Below are 16605 nucleotides of genomic sequence, written 5' to 3' on the forward strand. Positions count from 1 at the left end.
CATCGGACATCTAGATCAATGTATCGGTGATCAGTATATTGAGTACAGGTTAAGAAATTTAATATTAGATGCAGCCTTTGAAATCAAGGGTATTCCAAAAGCTATGAGGTATTATAGTGTGAAACTCAGATAAATAGTATTTAACTTTAGTAGATTATATTGATAACGAGTCTTCAAGAAACTCGGAGCAATTATTGATTAAATAAGGGGGGAACCACATTTTTTGACGTGGTTCCACTTTTTTTCTCCAATATCAGATGTAAGCTTTATCATAGCTATTTTTCAGAAATATAAGTAATGATAGTTTGCTCGATTTAAAGATTAATTGAGAAAAATCGTTACCCCAGAGTAAATCAGTAGTCCTCCCATAATAATTCGAAACGGCCTGTCATGTTTAGAAAGGAAGTTTTTTAATAGAGAACCGAAAGCTGACCATAGAAGCAAAGCCAGCCAACCTAATAATATGGCCATTGCCAAATAAAATGCGATTGATGGGATTGATTTATGAAAAGGTAGAATAAATGCACTCATCACTGTTAAAAAGAACAGGATACTCTTTACATTAATTACCTGAAAAATAAATCCTGAAATAAATGAAGACTGCATGACTCCTGTCTCTTTCTTTGAGTTCTCGGGAAAACTAATTTTCCAAGCTAAATAAAGAAGATAAGCTGCACCTGCTATTTTAAGAAATGGTTCTACAATAGGAATCCACTTATATAGACCCGTAGTAAATACTCCGCTTATCATTCCGAGTGCGGCAAAACCTGCCATGATGCCGCTATTAAATTGCCATGCTCCTACAAAACCAAATCTACGTGCTTCATTCATCATTAATAGATTGCTTGGTCCCGGAGTAATCGACGTAATAATTACATATGAAAGAAAAGCTACAATACTCATATCATTCACCTTCACTCAATAATTTTCATTCTGACATCTGTTATTGTATGATGTTATTAGTTATAAATAAAATTGAAATTAAAAATAGTATTATCATTTTTTTCGATAGACTAGATTTCAAGGAGAGAGAAGATGGAAATTAGACAGCTCATCACATTTCAGTCCATTATAGAATCCGGAAGTTATACGGGGGCAGCTTCGAACTTAGGTTACACCCAATCTACGATAACATCACATATCCAAGCGCTTGAAAATGAAATAGGCGGGGCTCTATTTACTTATGTAAAAAGAAAACTTCAGCTGACTCATTTAGGCAGGGAATTAATTCCTTTAGCAGAGGATTTACTCTCTACGCATGACCAAATCAAAAATATACAAACGGATCGAGAAGTTAAAGGCGAATTAAGAGTGGCAGCTCCTGAGTCATTAACCATCTCTACATTAGGACCTATCATTAGGGAATATTCCTTAAAACATCCCAACGTAAGACTTATATTAACTAACGGTACATGTGGACAAAACCAAGCGGATTTGTTGAGCGGACGGGTAGATATTGCTTTGATGGTTTATCCAGCAATAAGTATAGATAAATGCATCCATTACTCTTTAGGTAGAGAGGAGATCGTTGTTGTAAGCAGTAATGATGGTCCGGATCACTTTGAGGACTATAAAAATAATGAAAATCAGGTTTTTATAACAAATGAAGAAGGCTGTAGTTATCGGACTATGTTTGAAAGATATCTCTTAAAGCATGACATTCATCACTTTCCAACGATGGAGCTGTGGAGCATAGAAGCTATCAAACAAATGGTAATGAGCGGACTCGGATTTGCAGTTTTGCCTTACATGACTTTGAAAGAAGAAGTAGAGAATGGAAAACTGAAAATACTTCAACATTCTGAAAATTTAGAGCCCATTTATTCTCATATGTTGATAAAAAGAAAAAAGTGGGTGTCCCCTTCCGTAGAAGCCTTCGCTGAAATCGTTTTAAAATCTAAAGAATATTAACAGAGAGAATTAACTTAAAGAATAACGTCGGTTCGAGAAGCCATAGACTCATTCCGTGGCACTATTATTAATTAAGAATTTATCTAATTGTAAAATTATCTTGATTTCAAGACCAAGAACGTTATAACTTAATATAAATTCACCCGAGTCCGGTGCTACTAGTCGATAGCTTTGATCAAAATTAAGAAGGAGTGATCTAACTATGGAAAAAAACAAATTACTAAGAATGGACAATGTCGGCATCGTTGTAGAATCTCTTGATGACGCAATTTCATTCTTCGAGGAGATTGGCTTGAACCTCGAAGGACGAGCCACTGTCGAAGGTGAATGGGCTGGTCGGGTAACTGGATTGGGTTTTCAGTGCGTAGAGATTGCTATGATGGTTACCCCAGATGGTCACAGCCGACTTGAACTTTCGCGATTTATCACCCCACCAACTATATCAGATCATCGGACTCATCCTGTAAATACACTCGGTTATCAACGCCTAATGTTCACCGTTGAAGACATTGACGAAATGGTATCCAGACTTACTATGTATGGCGCTCAGCTCGTTGGCAAAATGGTTCAATACGAGGACTCGTATCGGCTCTGCTACATTCGTGGAATCGAAGGACTTCTAATTGGTTTGGCAGAACAACTCGGTAACAAATAAGTAAGCGAGGTCTCATAAAGAGACTTTACTCAAATATAAATTACTGAAGCGAAAATTGAAACTGACAAGCAGTGTGAAAGTTATTTGAAGAAGTAGGGAAACAGATTCACGTGAAAACGTTATATGAGAATACGTCTCGATTCGAAGAGAATTCTAAGTAAACAATTTCGGAACTTATCTGCAGTAAAATAAGTCTCTTTTAGTGAAAAAGAATTGATACCCTGGATTCCATTTGAAATAATTGGATTTGTGTGAGGTAACCGCATTAAACAATCACTAGAACTATTTACTTAAGGAGGTAGTATGAAGAAAGTATTATTAACTATATCAATAATTGTTAACCTGCTTTACTTAATTAATGTACTTGCTAGTTTAGGAATCAGGCAGTCCAATGGAATGAATGTTTTATTGGGATTGATATTTGTAGTAAGTATTCTGGGGTCAATATTTTCCCTAATACGATTTAGACAAAATTCGTGCTATCATCTTTATCTGTCAATTACGGTGCTTACATTAAACTTAGCTTCCTTTGGGTGGTTTGCTTTTATAAATTATTTATCGATAATAATGGGAGGATAAGGCCTCTTATAAGGTAGGTATCTTGAAATCGAGTCTTGAACTATCTCGGAGGGATAGCTACACAGTGGTTATCGGTTAGCAAGCTGGTGTAATATTTGACGAAACGTTATTCTATTAAGGGGTGAGGTTATGGGGTTTTGGTATTTCTTAATATTATTTGTAGGAATATTTTTAGTTGTTAAGGGGCTATTTGGGAATAAAAGAAATGCCTTGGTATTGATAGGGGTCATAAGTATTGCGTTCTCAATATTTATGTTTACACCAGGAAGTGATGAAATCATTTCAGAACTATTTAATTTTTTTGGAATAGATATATGAGTAATCTTCTACTAGGTATTTTCACGAACGGTTGCTAAAACTAAAGAAAAATATCTTGATTTGAAGTATTCTACAAAAAAGAGCGTTAATCTATAAAGGATTACGCTCCTTTTTGTTTAAGTTGATTAAGAGGACAGTTTAACGGGATAAACTATGTTGAAAATTAATCTACATAATAAGCGAAGGAAAGTAGGGTTTATAATATGGATTTATCTTTGGAAATTGCGCGTATTATACTGCCAGTTGCCATAGTGGGTGGGATTGGAGTATTTGTAATTCTAAGAATGAAACATAAGTCTAAGCAAGGAACTCTAGGTAAGAAAAAAACAAGAAGTGCTCAAACTATATTAGATAGCTTAATACCATTCGGAATGATGTTTGGTTTGGCTGTTGCTATACTTCTCAGCATATTTAGCACCTTTTCCTTTCTTTCTGCAATTACTTGGGGACCTGGTATAGGTATGTTATTAGGATATTTTGCTTATGAAATTTACAGCAAGAAGGAAGATAGTTATTCATAATAACTGCCTTCCAGAAACTCGGAGCTTATTTGCATGCAATAAGAGAGGCTGCAAGTTTAGATACACAATAGAACTTTTTGTTAAAAACCAGGCATCGCTAGTATTGAGATACCTAGTTTTTCTTTCAATTTATGATTTGAGAGATTTAGAAGATTAATCATATATGACAAATTTCCCTTGTTCATGTAACCTTTTTATAGATGCAAGCATATGATTTATTTCTTCATCGGAATGTCTTTCCCATGAACTTAATTCAGCTACTATTTTTAAGGGCGATTTCGATCTATAAGAACGTGTAGGGTTTCCCGGAAACTTTTTGTCAGTTACGTTTGGATCATTTTCAAATTCACCTAATGGCTCTACAATGTATATTCTTTCTTTTGATGTGGATATTGCTAATTCAGCCCCCCATTTAGCGGCATTTAATGTAGCAGTGAAATAAATATGGTTCGCTTTTTTGTTTTGGTAATTAGATAAGTGTTGCGGTACTAATAGATCTCCAATTTTTAGTTCTGCTTTCGTACCATGAAAGAAAGGTCCATGATCTAAGACATCTTTTTTGTCATTCATTTTAATACACCTTTCTTTTTTGATTTGTATAAAATAGTATAGAGCAGCAAGTATAAAAATAGTAGTCTATAATTACCTGGAAATTAGCGGTATAATATAAGTAGAGAAAATGTAGTTGAACGACAAGTAACTATAATTTGCGTTTTCATTAGCAATCACCGTCAATGGTTGTTGGGGCTTTAATAAAATAACAAAATTTACAGAGCTTGAAATGGCATTTTGCCTCTAAGCTCTCTTTTTTTATGATTTAATATATGTTTTGGCCTTTGAAGAGCTATGTGATTTCACGATTTGTCCATCTGAAGTAACTCGGTTATCAATATACTGGTGTGGTTTTATATATTGTAAATATATTTTTAGGATCCCCCTTTTTGTGAACTCTACGAACATTGAGGAGCATTTGCAGAATGAAATAAAACTTCGCGATCTCCTTAGAATATTTTGAGAAATGAAGTAAATAGTGGTATAATTATTCAGAAAGTTACGAATCTAGAGAGAAAGGAGAACATTTGTGAAGTTTTATTTATCGGTAGATATGGAAGGCGTAACCGGTCTTGTAGATGAGACGTTTGTGGATTCGAATAAACAGAATTATATGCGTGGTCAGGAAATGATGACGCAGGAAGCCAATCACGTAATCGAAGCCGCCTTTGGAAGTGGATGCTCAGCTGTGACGGTAAATGATAGTCACTCAAAAATGAACAACTTACTTATTGAGAAGCTTCATCCCGAAGCAAGGCTCATTTCAGGAGATGTGAAGCCTTTTTCTATGGTTCAGGGGTTAGACAGTACATATGAAGGTATGGGGATGATCGGTTATCATGCACGCGCCGGTATGCCGGGCGTAATGTCTCATTCCATGTTCCACAATGTGAGAAATTTCTACATAAATGATCAAGTTGTAGGAGAGCTAGGGATGAATGCATACGTTGCGGGATACTTTGGTGTTCCGATTTTGTTCGTTGCAGGCGATGACAGAGCTGCACTAGAAGCCGAAGAGCTTATCCCAAACATAACAACAGCTGTTGTAAAAGAAACGATTTCTCGATCTTCCGCTCTTTTGTTATCACCACAAAAAACAGGGCAAGTGTTACGTCAACAAACAGAAAAGGCAATGCTTAATAGACACAATGTCGAACCTTTAGTTCCTCCTCGCGAGCCTGTATTTCGCATTGAATTTGCGAATCATGGACATGCCGAGTGGGCCAGCCTTATGCCTGGTGTTGAGATTGAAAAAGAAACGACAGTTAAATATCAAGCGAAAAATATGCTTGAAGTCTATCAAGCTATGCTTGTGATGACTGAATTGGCATCAAGAACAACATTTAGCTAGAAAGTAGGGATGCCTGTGGCGAAATATATTATCAATCGTCTCTTCGCCATGGTGATTACATTGTGGATTATCGTAACCATTACGTTCTTCTTAATGCATGCGGTACCAGGGTCACCATTTAACCAGGAAAGAAACACCAGTGAAGCGGTGCAGCAAAACCTTGAAGCGCACTACCATTTGGATGAACCAGTTTTTATTCAATATGCCATTTACATTAAATCACTTGCAACACTTGATTTTGGGCCTTCTATTAAACAATCATCTACGTCGGTTAACGAAATGATTGGTAGAGGATTTCCAGTCTCGGCAGAACTTGGGGTTACGTCGCTTTTGATTGCGATTATTTCAGGTATTATTCTAGGCATTATGGCTGCCCTTCGTCACAATGGTGCAATTGATTACATAGCGATGACTTTTGCGGTCTTTGGCATTTCAGTACCGAACTTTATTATGGCGACTTTACTTATTCAACAGCTAGCTGTGAACTGGGAAGTTTTCCCGGTGGCTACTTGGGCCTCGCCAATGCATATGATCCTACCTTCTATTGCGCTTGCAACTGGGCCAATGGCCATCATAGCGCGCCTTACTAGATCAAGTATGATCGAAGTTCTCAATCAAGATTACATCATGACTGCTCGGGCAAAAGGGATGACAACATTCCAAATTGTTATGAAGCATGCTATGAGAAATGCTTTACTGCCGGTTATTACTATACTTGGAACACTTGTTGCTGGAGTATTAACTGGGAGTTTTGTTATCGAAAAAATCTTTGCCATTCCTGGCATGGGTAAATATTTTATCAACGGTATAAATGATCGTGATTATCCTGTCATTATGGGAACAACAGTCTTTTATAGTGCCTTCCTCATTATGATGCTCTTTATTGTAGATATTGCTTACGGGATACTAGATCCGAGAATTAAGCTACATAAGAGGGGGGAATAGCATGATACCGGAGCGAAAAGATACGAAACAAGAGCTATCAGAAGACCTCTTTCTTCCGTTAAAAGATTCCTCTAATAATGCAGAGATGATTGCAAAGCCAAGTATTTCTTATTGGAAAGATGCATGGATGAGGTTGTCTGGGAACAAGTTGTCTATGGCTGGTCTTATCATGTTAGTATTGCTTGTCTTAATGGCCATATTTGGTCCGTTGCTAACACCATATTCTTACGATCATCAGGTTTTGACCGAAGGGAACTTACCTCCATCTTCTGAGCACTGGTTTGGAACAGATAACCTTGGTCGAGATATGTTCACACGAACGTGGAATGGAGCTAGAATTTCATTGTTTGTTGGATTTATGGCAGCGATTATCGATTTTGTTATTGGAGTAGCTTATGGAGGGTTTTCAGGATATAAAGGTGGAAGAACGGATAATTTCATGATGAGAATCATTGAAATTTTGTACGGTCTTCCATATCTCCTAATGGTTATTCTTTTGATGGTCGTCATGGGTCCTGGGCTCTTTACGATTATTATTGCGTTAACTGTAACAGGGTGGGTCGGAATGGCACGAATTGTTCGAGGACAGGTTCTTCAGTTAAAGAACGCAGAGCATGTTCTCGCATCTCGTACGTTTGGAGCAAGCGCAAGTCGCGTTATTCGAAAGAATCTCCTTCCTAATACGATGGGGCCGATCATCGTTCAAATGACTTTAACCGTTCCTACAGCTATCTTTGCCGAAGCCTTCTTAAGTTTCTTAGGACTAGGTGTACAAGCACCCGTAGCGAGTTGGGGCGTAATGGCAAATGATGGATTATCGGTTATTTTATCAGGGCACTGGTGGAGGCTGTTTTTTCCAGCATTCTTTATTTCATTAACGATGTTTGCTTTTAATGTTCTCGGTGACGGTTTGCAAGATGCACTTGATCCTAAACTACGTAAGTAAATCCTCATCTCGATGAGTTTTCACTGATACAAATACTAAGGGGGAATTTTTTTGAAGAAGATTATTACAATGCTACTTTCTCTAGTGCTACTTATTAGCATCGTTGGTTGTACAACTACGGAAAATAGTTCATCAGAATCAAATTCAGGAAATGATGATGCAAAGCAAGAGGATGGAGCGAAAGTACTGAAGTTAAACAATGGAAGTGAACCAACATCATTTGATCCACCAATTGGTTTTGATAGCGTTTCGTGGAACGCTTTAAACAATTTAATGGAAGGTATGACGCGTCTAGATAAGGAAGATCAGCCACAGCCTGCCGCTGCTAAAGAGTGGGATCTTTCAGAAGATGGCAAAACATATACTTTCCACCTTCGTGAAGATGCCAAGTGGTCTAACGGAGAGCCTGTTACAGCGGAAGATTTTGAATATGCTTGGAAGCGTCTAGCGAATCCTGATACGGCTTCACCTGCAGCTTTTCTTGCTTATTTTATTGAAGGCGCAGAGGCATTTAACACTGGAGATGGATCAGAAGAAGATATGTTGGTAAAAGCTGTGGACGAAACAACACTTGAGGTAACTCTTGAAAGTCCAGTAGCCTATTTCCCTAGTGTTATTTCAAACCCAGCTTTCTTCCCTGTTCATAAAGCAACAGTAGAAGAAAATCCGGAATGGCATACAGAAGCTGATTCGTATGTAAGTAATGGTCCTTTTAAACTAACGAAATGGGAACATGATTCAAAATTCGAATTTAGTAAGAATGAGAATTATTGGGATGCTGCAAATGTAAAGCTCGATAAAGTAGATTGGGCTATGGTTGATGACACGAATACAGAATATCAAATGTACAAAACTGGTGAACTTCATACTTCTGATGTACCAGCTGACTTAAGTGAAGAGCTTTTCAGTGATGGACAAGCTCAGGTTGAAGATCAGTCAGGAACATACTTCTATCGCTTTAATCTTGAAATGGAGCCATTCCAAAATGAAAATATTAGAAAAGCATTTGCTATGGCAGTCGATCAGCAGAAAATCGTGGAATTTGTTACAAAAAATGAAGAGAAGCCAGCAAATGGCTTTGTGGCGTATGGGTTTGAAGATGCAGCAGGCGGCGACTTCAGAGAGGTTGGCGGTAATCTTGTAACCAATGATGCTGATCAAGCAAAAGAACTACTAGAAAAAGGTATGGAAGAAGAAGGTTATGATGAGCTTCCTGCCGTAACATTAACGTATAACACGAGTGATGATCACAAAAAGATTGCTGAAACTCTTCAACAAATGTACAAAGAAGTTCTTGGTGTTGATGTAGAGCTTGCTAATCAGGAATGGAACGTATTCTCAGATGAACAAAAGCAATTAAACTTACAGTTCTCAAGGAGTTCTTTCCTTGCAGATTATGCTGATCCAATCAACTTCCTTGAAAGTTTCCAATCTGGACACTCCATGAATCGTACTGGCTGGAGTAATGAAGAATACGATTCCTTAATTGCACAGGCGAAAGAAGAAATAGATGAAGCTAAACGATTTGAATACATGCATGATGCTGAAGCACTCTTGTTCGAAGAGATGCCAATCTTCCCGATTCATTTCTACAATCAGGTTTATCTTCAGAACGAAGATGTGACGGGAATTGTACGTCATCCTGTTGGCTACATGGAATTGAAATGGGCAGATATGCAGTAATACAGTTGAGCCTGGTGATACGAAAACCAGGCTCTTTTTTTTCTGTCATTATACGATATTGGCAAAAGGGCTATAGTTTTACACGCATCATTGATAGAATTAGCTTGAGCTATGCGCCACACACTTCAGACTATCTATCTCGTAACAGCTAGGCATTACATTTGATGAAACTATGAATATTTTAAAGGAGATATCTATGAAGATTACTAATATTGAAACGTTTTCTGTATCCGTTCCGTTAAAGAAACCTTTTAAAACGGCGCTTCGTACAGTGACAAATGCCGAAGCGATCATTGTAAAAATAACAGCTGGGAAATACGTCGGTTATGGAGAAGCACCTCCAACAGTCGTCATTACTGGTGAAAGTCTTGCTAGTATTGATTCGGCCATTCAACATGTCGTGAAGCCGAAATTGGTTGGAATGGATTTAACGGAATATGAATCCGTCATGTACACTCTACAGAAATCAATGATTGGAAATACGAGCGCAAAGGCAGCAGTTGATATGGCTATTTATGATCTATTGGCTAAGCGAAGTCAACTCCCTCTTTATCAATTTCTTGGAGGATATCGGAATGCCCTGGAAACAGACTACACCGTTAGTGTAAACGAACCTGTAGAGATGGCAACTGACGCTGTTCAATACATAAAAGATGGGTTTTCAATTTTGAAAGTAAAGGTAGGCAAAGACACCATTCAAAACGACTTAAGTCGAATCAAAGAAATTAGAAAGCGCGTTCAAAACGATGCCGTTATTCGTCTTGACGCCAATCAGGGGTGGACAGCTAAGGAAGCAATTTATGCCATTCGAAAAATGGAGGATGAAGGTCTTAACATCGAATTAGTTGAACAGCCTGTTCATGCGAAAGATATTGAAGGTCTAAGAAAAGTGACTGATGCTGTCTACACCCCAATTATGGCAGATGAAAGCGTGTTTTCACCTGAGGACGCACTTAAAGTAATCATCACCCGAGCAAGTGACCTTATTAATATTAAATTAATGAAGTCTGGCGGTATCCATCAAGCATTAAAGATTAACGCGTTAGCGGAGAGTGCTGGAATGGAGTGTATGGTAGGAAGTATGATTGAATCACGAGTCGGTATAACTGCCGCCGCACACCTTGCCGCTAGCCAACGAAATATAACGAGGTTTGATTTCGATGCGCCATTGATGCTTGATTACGATCTTGTGAATGGCGGGGTTCAATATACTAAAAATATGATGACGTTTACTAAAGATTATGGTTTAGGAATTCACTATGTAGAAAAGGGTGGGATTACAGTTGGAATGGACTAAAAAAAACAATTGCGGTAGCCGTAGCAACTTTATGGACAACTCCGGAGAAGGCAAGGACAATTGATCATAATGCTCTAACCAATCCAGTGAAATTAACAGAATGGTTGGAACCATTGTCTTATTCGAATAGATTGGAACTGTGCGATAATAACCACGTTCAATCCCAAGTTTTGTACGGGGAAGAGGTCTTAGTTTTAGATCAGCGAGGAAATTGGTCTTATGTACTCGTCCCTTCACAACCCTCTTCAAAAGATGAAAGAGGCTATCCTGGATGGATTCCAACGATCCAACTTTCTGAAAATGTACCAGGAGTATTTACTGAAGTTGTAGCTACAAATAAGCATGGTGTTCAATTTACAACTCAAAATGGAAAAAGTGAAATGCGATTAAGTTATCAAACGATCCTTCCTGTTTTAGAAGAGCGTGAACGAACTTACCTTGTCTGGACTCCACATGGAGAGGTGATTTTGAACAAAGAAGACGTTACGCCTCGTCCAACAAATGGCCCATTTGGAACAGGCTTAGACCTTGTTCGCGAAGCTGAACAATTTATTGGTCTCCTCTATTTATGGGGAGGTATGTCATCTTATGGATATGACTGCTCTGGATTTAGTTACAATATGGCTAGAACTATTGGCTGTACGATTCCGCGAGATGCCCATGATCAGTTAAAGAGTGGAACGCTAGTAGAAGAAGGTGACTGGCAAAGAGGTGATCTTCTCTTTTTTGCTTATGAGCACGGAAAGGGATCTGTGCATCATGTAGGCATATATTACGGTGGAGGAAAAATGATTCATTCTCCTAGCACTGGACGCTTTATAGAAATTACCCCTCTTAAAGGTACGCTCTATGAGGAAGAACTTTGTGGCGTTTGCCGCTACTGGGAGACGAATTAATGCAGTTTGAACAAGTAAAAGAGAAAATTATAGCATGTTTCCAGGGTCTTGAAGGAAACCAATCCGTGTGTGTATCAACGCCTGATGGAGAATTAACTCATCATGAAGATCAGCCTGTATCATCAGCTAGTATTATTAAAATTGCTATTATGCTGGAAGCTTTAAGACAAGTGGATAGAAGTGCGCTCACATTAGATCAAGTAGTAGAGATTGAAGATGTCAATCGAGTCGAAGGCGCTGGTGTGATCTACCATCTAGGTAAAGAACTCGAATGGAGACTGACTGATCTGATTCATCTGATGATTATTTCTTCTGATAATACAGCTACAAATCAGTTAATTGATTTAGTCGGCATAGCGAATATTAATCATACTATGAAAGGAGCGGGGGCCTTTCATTCAAAGCTAATGAGGAAAATGATGGACCGAGAAGCCGTCAAAGCTGGAAAAGATAATATGATGAGTGGAAAAGATACTTATTTACTATTAAATCAACTAGTTGAACAACACCTTCTATCAAACTCATCTATGAAATGGGCGATAGACGTTTTGCTTCAGCAGCAATTTAAGGATAAGTTTACAAGTAAGATTTCTACCCTAAAGAAAAACACGCTTGCTCATAAAACTGGTGAACTTGCAGGAGTGGAGCATGACGCGGGTATTTTATTTACATCAAGAGGTCCGGTTATCTATGCTTTTTTAACAGCTGGATTGCTAGAAAACCGGTACGGAAGAGATGCTATTGCGAATGCGGGTCGGTTACTTTATGACTTTTATAAAGAAGACTGAAACGATGAATGAAATGAACAAAAGCGCCGTTTGTAGACGGCGTTTTTGTTTTGCAATAATCCAAATTAAGGACCAATTGAAACGGCCGTTCCAATTGGAATCGTATTTGCAAGTTCTTCGACATCTCGGTTATACATTCGTATGCATCCTTTCGATACATATTTCCCAATAGAGGAAGGATCATTTGTCCCGTGTATACCATAATGTATTTTAGAAATACTCATCCACATCGTACCGAATGGTCCGCCGGGGTTTGGAGCTTTGTTAATGATAATAAATTGTCCAGTTGGCGTATCGTGAAGCATACGCCCCACACCAACAGGGTATACCTTTACAGTAGATCCATTTTTTTGAAGTGTAAGCGTTCGCTGTGTAAGAGATACATAAATGGTATATGGAAGTGTTGCAGGGTCAGGGTATCCAGGGATTTGGATAAGCTGGCCTGGATAGATAAGATTAGGGTTTTGTATGGAATTTGCCCTTATGATTTCAGTGACTGGAACTCGGTAATCCCCACTAATAGAAGATAATGTTTCACCTGACTTCACCATATGCTGCAAAAGTAGCCCCCCTAGCGCTATTAAATGAAAGGAATGAATACTAATGAACGTCGTTATCGTTTCAGATACACATATGCCACGGATGGCGAAAGAGCTTCCCAAAGCACTAAAAAATGAGCTGTACCATGCAGAACTCATTATTCATGTAGGTGATTGGCAAACACAGGCAGTTTACGAAGAATTAAAGTCATTTGCGCCTATTAAAGGAGTTTATGGAAACGTCGACGAAGCTTTTTTTAATAATAAGTTTAATGAAAAACTCATATTGAATTTAGAATCTCATCGAATCGGCATTACGCATGGTCACGGTAAAGGTAAAACAACAGAACAAAGAGCCGTTTCTCAATTTCAAGATGATGATGTCGAATTAATTCTCTTTGGTCACTCCCATATACCTCTTCATAAAGAATATGATGGGAAGGTCATTTTTAACCCTGGATCACCTACTGATAAGCGGAGACAAGCTCGATATTCATTCGGAAAACTTACTATTGAACGAAATAAACCTCTCCACATTGAACATGTTTTCTTTAATGAAAAATAGGGCAATACGTTAATTAGATGGTTTTGTGCATAAATTGTTGAACAAAATAGCGTTAATATGTATAATGTTTGTATAATATATGTGCGAAGTTTCATATGCGGATGGAAGGGGAAAAATGATGCCAACAACAAAACGAGTCATCGTAATCGGTGCAGGTCCGGGAGGGCTTACAGCTGCTATGCTTCTAGCGAGCAAAGGACATTCGGTTACAGTTTATGAGAAACAATCCTATGTGGGGGGGCGAACTTCTGGATTTGAGCAAAGTGGCTACCGCTTTGACAGAGGACCAACCTTCCTTAATATGCCGCATATTCTCGAAGAAATGTTCGAGGAATCTGGACGTAATGTCCATGACTATATCGACTTAATTGAAATCGATCCAATGTACGAATTGAAATTCGATGATGTTTCCTTTTATCCAACGCGTGACCAGGATGAAATGGTTAGAAGAATCGAAGAGACATTTCCTGGAGACGGTGAAGGGTATAGACGTTTTATGAAAGAAGAGAAAGAAAAATTCGAAGCGCTCATGCCTATTCTTCAAAATAAGCATGATTCACTTCTTGATTATGGTAGATGGCGGTTTGTGAAGGCTTTACCTAAATTGACGGTGACAGATAGTGTTTACAAGCGACTTTCCCATTATTTCGATGATGAGCGTTTAAGGCTATCCTTTACTTTCCAGGCAAAATACCTTGGAATGTCACCGTGGGAGTGTCCAGGTGCTTTTACGATTCTTTCTTATATGGAACATGCTTACGGCATTTTTCATCCGATTGGCGGATTGAGTCAAATTCCAGAAGCTATGGCCAGGGTTATTAAGGAAGAGGGCGGCGAAGTTCATACGAATAAAGGTGTGAAGCAGCTCTTACTTGATGGGAAGACAGTGAAAGGTGTGGAACTTGAAGATGGTACGACGGATTATGCCGATGAAGTCATTATAAATGCTGACTTCGCACATGCTGTAAATCATCTCATTCCATCTGGTTCTGTAAAAAAATATACACCTAAAAAAATGGAACAGAAAAAATATTCTTGCTCAGCCTTTATGCTATACCTTGGTGTAGATAAAAAGTACGACTTACCGCATCACTCTATTATCTTCTCCTCTGATTATAAAAAGAACGTAGAAGAGCTTACTAAGAAGAAAATTCTATCAGAAGATCCTTCCATTTATGTACAAAATGCTTCCGTTACTGACGATACTCTTGCTCCAGAAGGTAAATCTTCCATTTATATCCTTGCTCCAGTACCGAATAACTTTAGTTTAGTTGATTGGGAAGAACGTAAGGATGAATTTAGAAGATTAGTTCTTGATCAGCTTGAACAAAGAACGGAATTTAAGGATATTGAAAAGCATATCGAAGTTGAGGAAATGTACACGCCAACGGATTGGGAGATGGATTTAAATGTTTATAAAGGAGCCACATTTAATTTAGCTCATAATCTTCCTCAAATGATGTACTTCCGTCCACCTAACCAATTTAAAGAATTAAATCATTGCTGGCTTGTTGGTGGAGGAACTCACCCGGGGAGTGGACTTCCAACAATTATGGAATCTGCACGCATCACGAGCAGAATGCTTCATGAACAAGCAGCGCTTTTGGAGAGTGCGAAATGACGATTGGTATAGTAGGTGGAGGCATAGGTGGCATGCTTTCCGCGCTACTCCTTTCACAAAAAGGCTACAACGTTGAGCTGCATGAAAAAGCGCCTACGCTTGGAGGTAGACTTTCATTTGTTGAACGAGATGGGTTCAAGATCGACAAAGGCCCTACGATCGTGCTTCTTCCAGAGATGATCTATGAGTTTTTGGATAAAGCGGGAGTTCCTCGTGAGGAAGTTGAGATGGTAAGGTGTGATCCACTATATCGCATGATTTATCCAGACGGTTCTACTTTTACGAAAACAAGTGATATCGAGAAGCAGCTGGAAGAGATCACTCGAATGTTTCCTGGAGAAGAGCAACATTTTCTTTCTTATCTTGAAGATATGCGCGTTCGATTTAAGAAAGGAAAGGCGGCTTTTCTCGAACAGTCTTTTATTAATAGAAAAGATTTCTTTACTCCAAGTAATATGAAGCTTTTACTCGAGCTTAAAGCTTACCAGTCTGTTCAATCTCAAGTATCTAATTATTTTAATGATGAACGGTTGCAAGACGCCTTTGCCCTACAAACGCTTTATATTGGTGGAAATCCATCTGCTTCACCAGCACTTTATTCTTTAGTTCCTTTTAGCGAATATGAACATGGCATCTGGTATTTAAAAGGTGGCTATGCAAGCTTGATTACTGTATTAGAAAAACATCTTCGTCTTCAAAACGTAACGGTTCATTTAGAATCTAACGTGGAAGAATTACTCATTGATGGGAAGACATGTAGAGGAATTCGTACTACAAGTGGAGAACATTATTATGATAAAGTAGTGTACAATGGAGATTTCCCTATGATCAAGAATCTGATAAAAAAAGAGAAAGTTCCTCGGAAGAAATACAAAGCCTCCTCAGGTTGTCTACTCCTCTATATGGGGCTTGATCGTGTATATGATAATGCTGATGTTCATCAATTTTTTATGACAAATGACTTTACATCCCATATGAAGGACGTTTTTCAAGGTGGTAAATTGACAGACCAACCGGCTATTTACACGTTCCATCCTTCTCTCATTGATGAAACGCTAGCACCTCCTGGTAAAGGCGTGCTATACGTGCTGATCCCCGTACCATCAGGTGAAGCAGTCGAATGGGATGAAAAGGAAAACGTTGCATCAAAAATGATTGAACTTCTTGAAACAAGAGGTTTTCCAGGTTTAAAAGAATCTATAGAGTGGTTAGAAATTCGCACACCTGCTGATGCAGAAGTGGAAGGCTTATATAAAGGGGGGAGCTTCGGTATCGCCCCAACGCTTACACAATCAGGCGCTTTTAGACCACAAGTGAAACCTTTTAAATTTGAAAACCTTTATGCGGTGGGAGCATCGATCCATCCTGGAGGTGGCATCCCAATCGTTATGCAGGGGGCGGATCTTCTTGTAAAAGAAATTGAAAGGGTGTGAACGAG

The 16605-nt window shown here is 38.5% G+C and carries 17 protein-coding genes; 14 read left to right on the forward strand and 3 right to left on the reverse strand.

The genetic code is table 11. The features are described 5' to 3' along the window. Position 1: 1 nt before the first annotated feature. Entirely contained in the window at positions 2 to 133 is a 132-nt protein-coding gene (locus ACIFPW_RS17955; protein WP_430246579.1) for a DUF3658 domain-containing protein, read from the forward strand. Positions 134 to 321: 188 nt separating this feature from the next. Here the strand turns inward: ACIFPW_RS17955 and ACIFPW_RS17960 are convergent, their stop codons facing one another. Beyond that, a complete protein-coding gene (locus ACIFPW_RS17960) occupies positions 322 to 903 on the reverse strand; it encodes a LysE family translocator (protein WP_430246325.1) in 582 nt (193 codons plus the stop codon). 132 nt (positions 904 to 1035) lie between these two features. On the opposite strand from ACIFPW_RS17960, the gene ACIFPW_RS17965 reads away from it, so the two are divergent. The 3 genes from ACIFPW_RS17965 (at position 1036) to ACIFPW_RS17975 (ending at position 3984) form a co-directional block, all read left to right on the forward strand. Beyond that, a complete protein-coding gene (locus tag ACIFPW_RS17965) occupies positions 1036 to 1911 on the forward strand; it encodes a LysR family transcriptional regulator (protein ID WP_430246327.1) in 876 nt (291 codons plus the stop codon). A 202-nt stretch (positions 1912 to 2113) separates the two neighbouring features. After that, positions 2114 to 2566, forward strand: coding sequence for a VOC family protein (locus tag ACIFPW_RS17970; RefSeq protein ID WP_430246329.1), 453 nt, complete (start codon positions 2114 to 2116; stop codon positions 2564 to 2566). Positions 2567 to 3666: 1100 nt separating this feature from the next. Further along, the gene (locus tag ACIFPW_RS17975) at positions 3667 to 3984 is read left to right on the forward strand and encodes a hypothetical protein (protein WP_430246331.1); all 318 of its coding nucleotides are present in this window, start codon (positions 3667 to 3669) and stop codon (positions 3982 to 3984) included. Positions 3985 to 4137: 153 nt separating this feature from the next. Here ACIFPW_RS17975 and arr read toward each other — a convergent pair whose 3' ends face one another. Further along, positions 4138 to 4554, reverse strand: a complete 417-nt coding sequence (arr, locus tag ACIFPW_RS17980) for an NAD(+)--rifampin ADP-ribosyltransferase (RefSeq protein ID WP_430246333.1) — start codon at positions 4552 to 4554, stop codon at positions 4138 to 4140. Positions 4555 to 5065: 511 nt separating this feature from the next. Here arr and ACIFPW_RS17985 point away from each other — a divergent pair. From ACIFPW_RS17985 to ACIFPW_RS18015, 7 genes are all read left to right on the forward strand, one after another. Next, entirely contained in the window at positions 5066 to 5887 is an 822-nt protein-coding gene (locus ACIFPW_RS17985) for a M55 family metallopeptidase (protein ID WP_430246335.1), read from the forward strand. A 15-nt stretch (positions 5888 to 5902) separates the two neighbouring features. Further along, a complete protein-coding gene (locus ACIFPW_RS17990) occupies positions 5903 to 6832 on the forward strand; it encodes an ABC transporter permease (protein WP_430246338.1) in 930 nt (309 codons plus the stop codon). Between the two features lies 1 nt (position 6833). Beyond that, positions 6834 to 7778 (forward strand): ABC transporter permease, encoded by a 945-nt coding sequence (locus tag ACIFPW_RS17995; RefSeq protein ID WP_430246340.1) that lies wholly within the window; start codon positions 6834 to 6836, stop codon positions 7776 to 7778. A 51-nt stretch (positions 7779 to 7829) separates the two neighbouring features. Then, the gene (locus ACIFPW_RS18000) at positions 7830 to 9461 is read left to right on the forward strand and encodes a peptide ABC transporter substrate-binding protein (protein ID WP_430246342.1); all 1632 of its coding nucleotides are present in this window, start codon (positions 7830 to 7832) and stop codon (positions 9459 to 9461) included. Positions 9462 to 9657: 196 nt separating this feature from the next. After that, positions 9658 to 10758 carry a dipeptide epimerase gene (locus ACIFPW_RS18005; RefSeq protein ID WP_430246344.1) on the forward strand — a complete coding sequence of 367 codons (1101 nt, stop codon included), beginning with the start codon at positions 9658 to 9660 and terminating at the stop codon, positions 10756 to 10758. A 113-nt stretch (positions 10759 to 10871) separates the two neighbouring features. Then, positions 10872 to 11654 carry an NlpC/P60 family protein gene (locus ACIFPW_RS18010; RefSeq protein ID WP_430246346.1) on the forward strand — a complete coding sequence of 261 codons (783 nt, stop codon included), beginning with the start codon at positions 10872 to 10874 and terminating at the stop codon, positions 11652 to 11654. Further along, positions 11654 to 12442 carry a serine hydrolase gene (locus ACIFPW_RS18015; RefSeq protein WP_430246348.1) on the forward strand — a complete coding sequence of 263 codons (789 nt, stop codon included), beginning with the start codon at positions 11654 to 11656 and terminating at the stop codon, positions 12440 to 12442. Before ACIFPW_RS18010 ends, ACIFPW_RS18015 begins: the two co-directional genes overlap by 1 nt. A 65-nt stretch (positions 12443 to 12507) precedes the next feature. Here ACIFPW_RS18015 and ACIFPW_RS18020 read toward each other — a convergent pair whose 3' ends face one another. Beyond that, positions 12508 to 12993, reverse strand: a complete 486-nt coding sequence (locus ACIFPW_RS18020) for a L,D-transpeptidase family protein (RefSeq protein WP_430246580.1) — start codon at positions 12991 to 12993, stop codon at positions 12508 to 12510. Positions 12994 to 13045: 52 nt separating this feature from the next. Between ACIFPW_RS18020 and ACIFPW_RS18025 the strand changes: the two genes are divergently transcribed. The 3 genes from ACIFPW_RS18025 (at position 13046) to ACIFPW_RS18035 (ending at position 16600) form a co-directional block, all read left to right on the forward strand. Further along, complete coding sequence (locus ACIFPW_RS18025; protein WP_430246350.1) at positions 13046 to 13546, forward strand: metallophosphoesterase family protein; 501 nt, start codon at positions 13046 to 13048, stop codon at positions 13544 to 13546. Between the two features lie 118 nt (positions 13547 to 13664). Continuing rightward, positions 13665 to 15167 carry a phytoene desaturase family protein gene (locus tag ACIFPW_RS18030; RefSeq protein ID WP_430246352.1) on the forward strand — a complete coding sequence of 501 codons (1503 nt, stop codon included), beginning with the start codon at positions 13665 to 13667 and terminating at the stop codon, positions 15165 to 15167. Next, positions 15164 to 16600 (forward strand): phytoene desaturase family protein, encoded by a 1437-nt coding sequence (locus ACIFPW_RS18035; RefSeq protein WP_430246354.1) that lies wholly within the window; start codon positions 15164 to 15166, stop codon positions 16598 to 16600. Before ACIFPW_RS18030 ends, ACIFPW_RS18035 begins: the two co-directional genes overlap by 4 nt. Positions 16601 to 16605 lie beyond the last annotated feature (5 nt).

The sequence above is a fragment of the Pseudalkalibacillus sp. NRS-1564 genome (assembly GCF_050467905.1).
GTDB classification, from domain to species: Bacteria; Bacillota; Bacilli; order Bacillales; family Guptibacillaceae; genus Guptibacillus; species Guptibacillus hwajinpoensis_B.

Excerpts from the sequence above, each read along its gene's own strand:
- ACIFPW_RS17960 (WP_430246325.1), bottom strand. The coding sequence starts at position 903 with ATGAGTATTGTAGCTTTTCTTTCATATGTAATTATTACGTCGATTACT.
- ACIFPW_RS17965 (WP_430246327.1), top strand. The coding sequence starts at position 1,036 with ATGGAAATTAGACAGCTCATCACATTTCAGTCCATTATAGAATCCGGA.
- ACIFPW_RS17970 (WP_430246329.1), top strand. The coding sequence starts at position 2,114 with ATGGAAAAAAACAAATTACTAAGAATGGACAATGTCGGCATCGTTGTA.
- ACIFPW_RS17975 (WP_430246331.1), top strand. The coding sequence starts at position 3,667 with ATGGATTTATCTTTGGAAATTGCGCGTATTATACTGCCAGTTGCCATA.
- arr (WP_430246333.1), bottom strand. The coding sequence starts at position 4,554 with ATGAATGACAAAAAAGATGTCTTAGATCATGGACCTTTCTTTCATGGT.
- ACIFPW_RS17995 (WP_430246340.1), top strand. The coding sequence starts at position 6,834 with ATGATACCGGAGCGAAAAGATACGAAACAAGAGCTATCAGAAGACCTC.
- ACIFPW_RS18005 (WP_430246344.1), top strand. The coding sequence starts at position 9,658 with ATGAAGATTACTAATATTGAAACGTTTTCTGTATCCGTTCCGTTAAAG.
- ACIFPW_RS18015 (WP_430246348.1), top strand. The coding sequence starts at position 11,654 with ATGCAGTTTGAACAAGTAAAAGAGAAAATTATAGCATGTTTCCAGGGT.
- ACIFPW_RS18020 (WP_430246580.1), bottom strand. The coding sequence starts at position 12,993 with ATGGTGAAGTCAGGTGAAACATTATCTTCTATTAGTGGGGATTACCGA.
- ACIFPW_RS18025 (WP_430246350.1), top strand. The coding sequence starts at position 13,046 with ATGAACGTCGTTATCGTTTCAGATACACATATGCCACGGATGGCGAAA.
- ACIFPW_RS18030 (WP_430246352.1), top strand. The coding sequence starts at position 13,665 with ATGCCAACAACAAAACGAGTCATCGTAATCGGTGCAGGTCCGGGAGGG.
- ACIFPW_RS18035 (WP_430246354.1), top strand. The coding sequence starts at position 15,164 with ATGACGATTGGTATAGTAGGTGGAGGCATAGGTGGCATGCTTTCCGCG.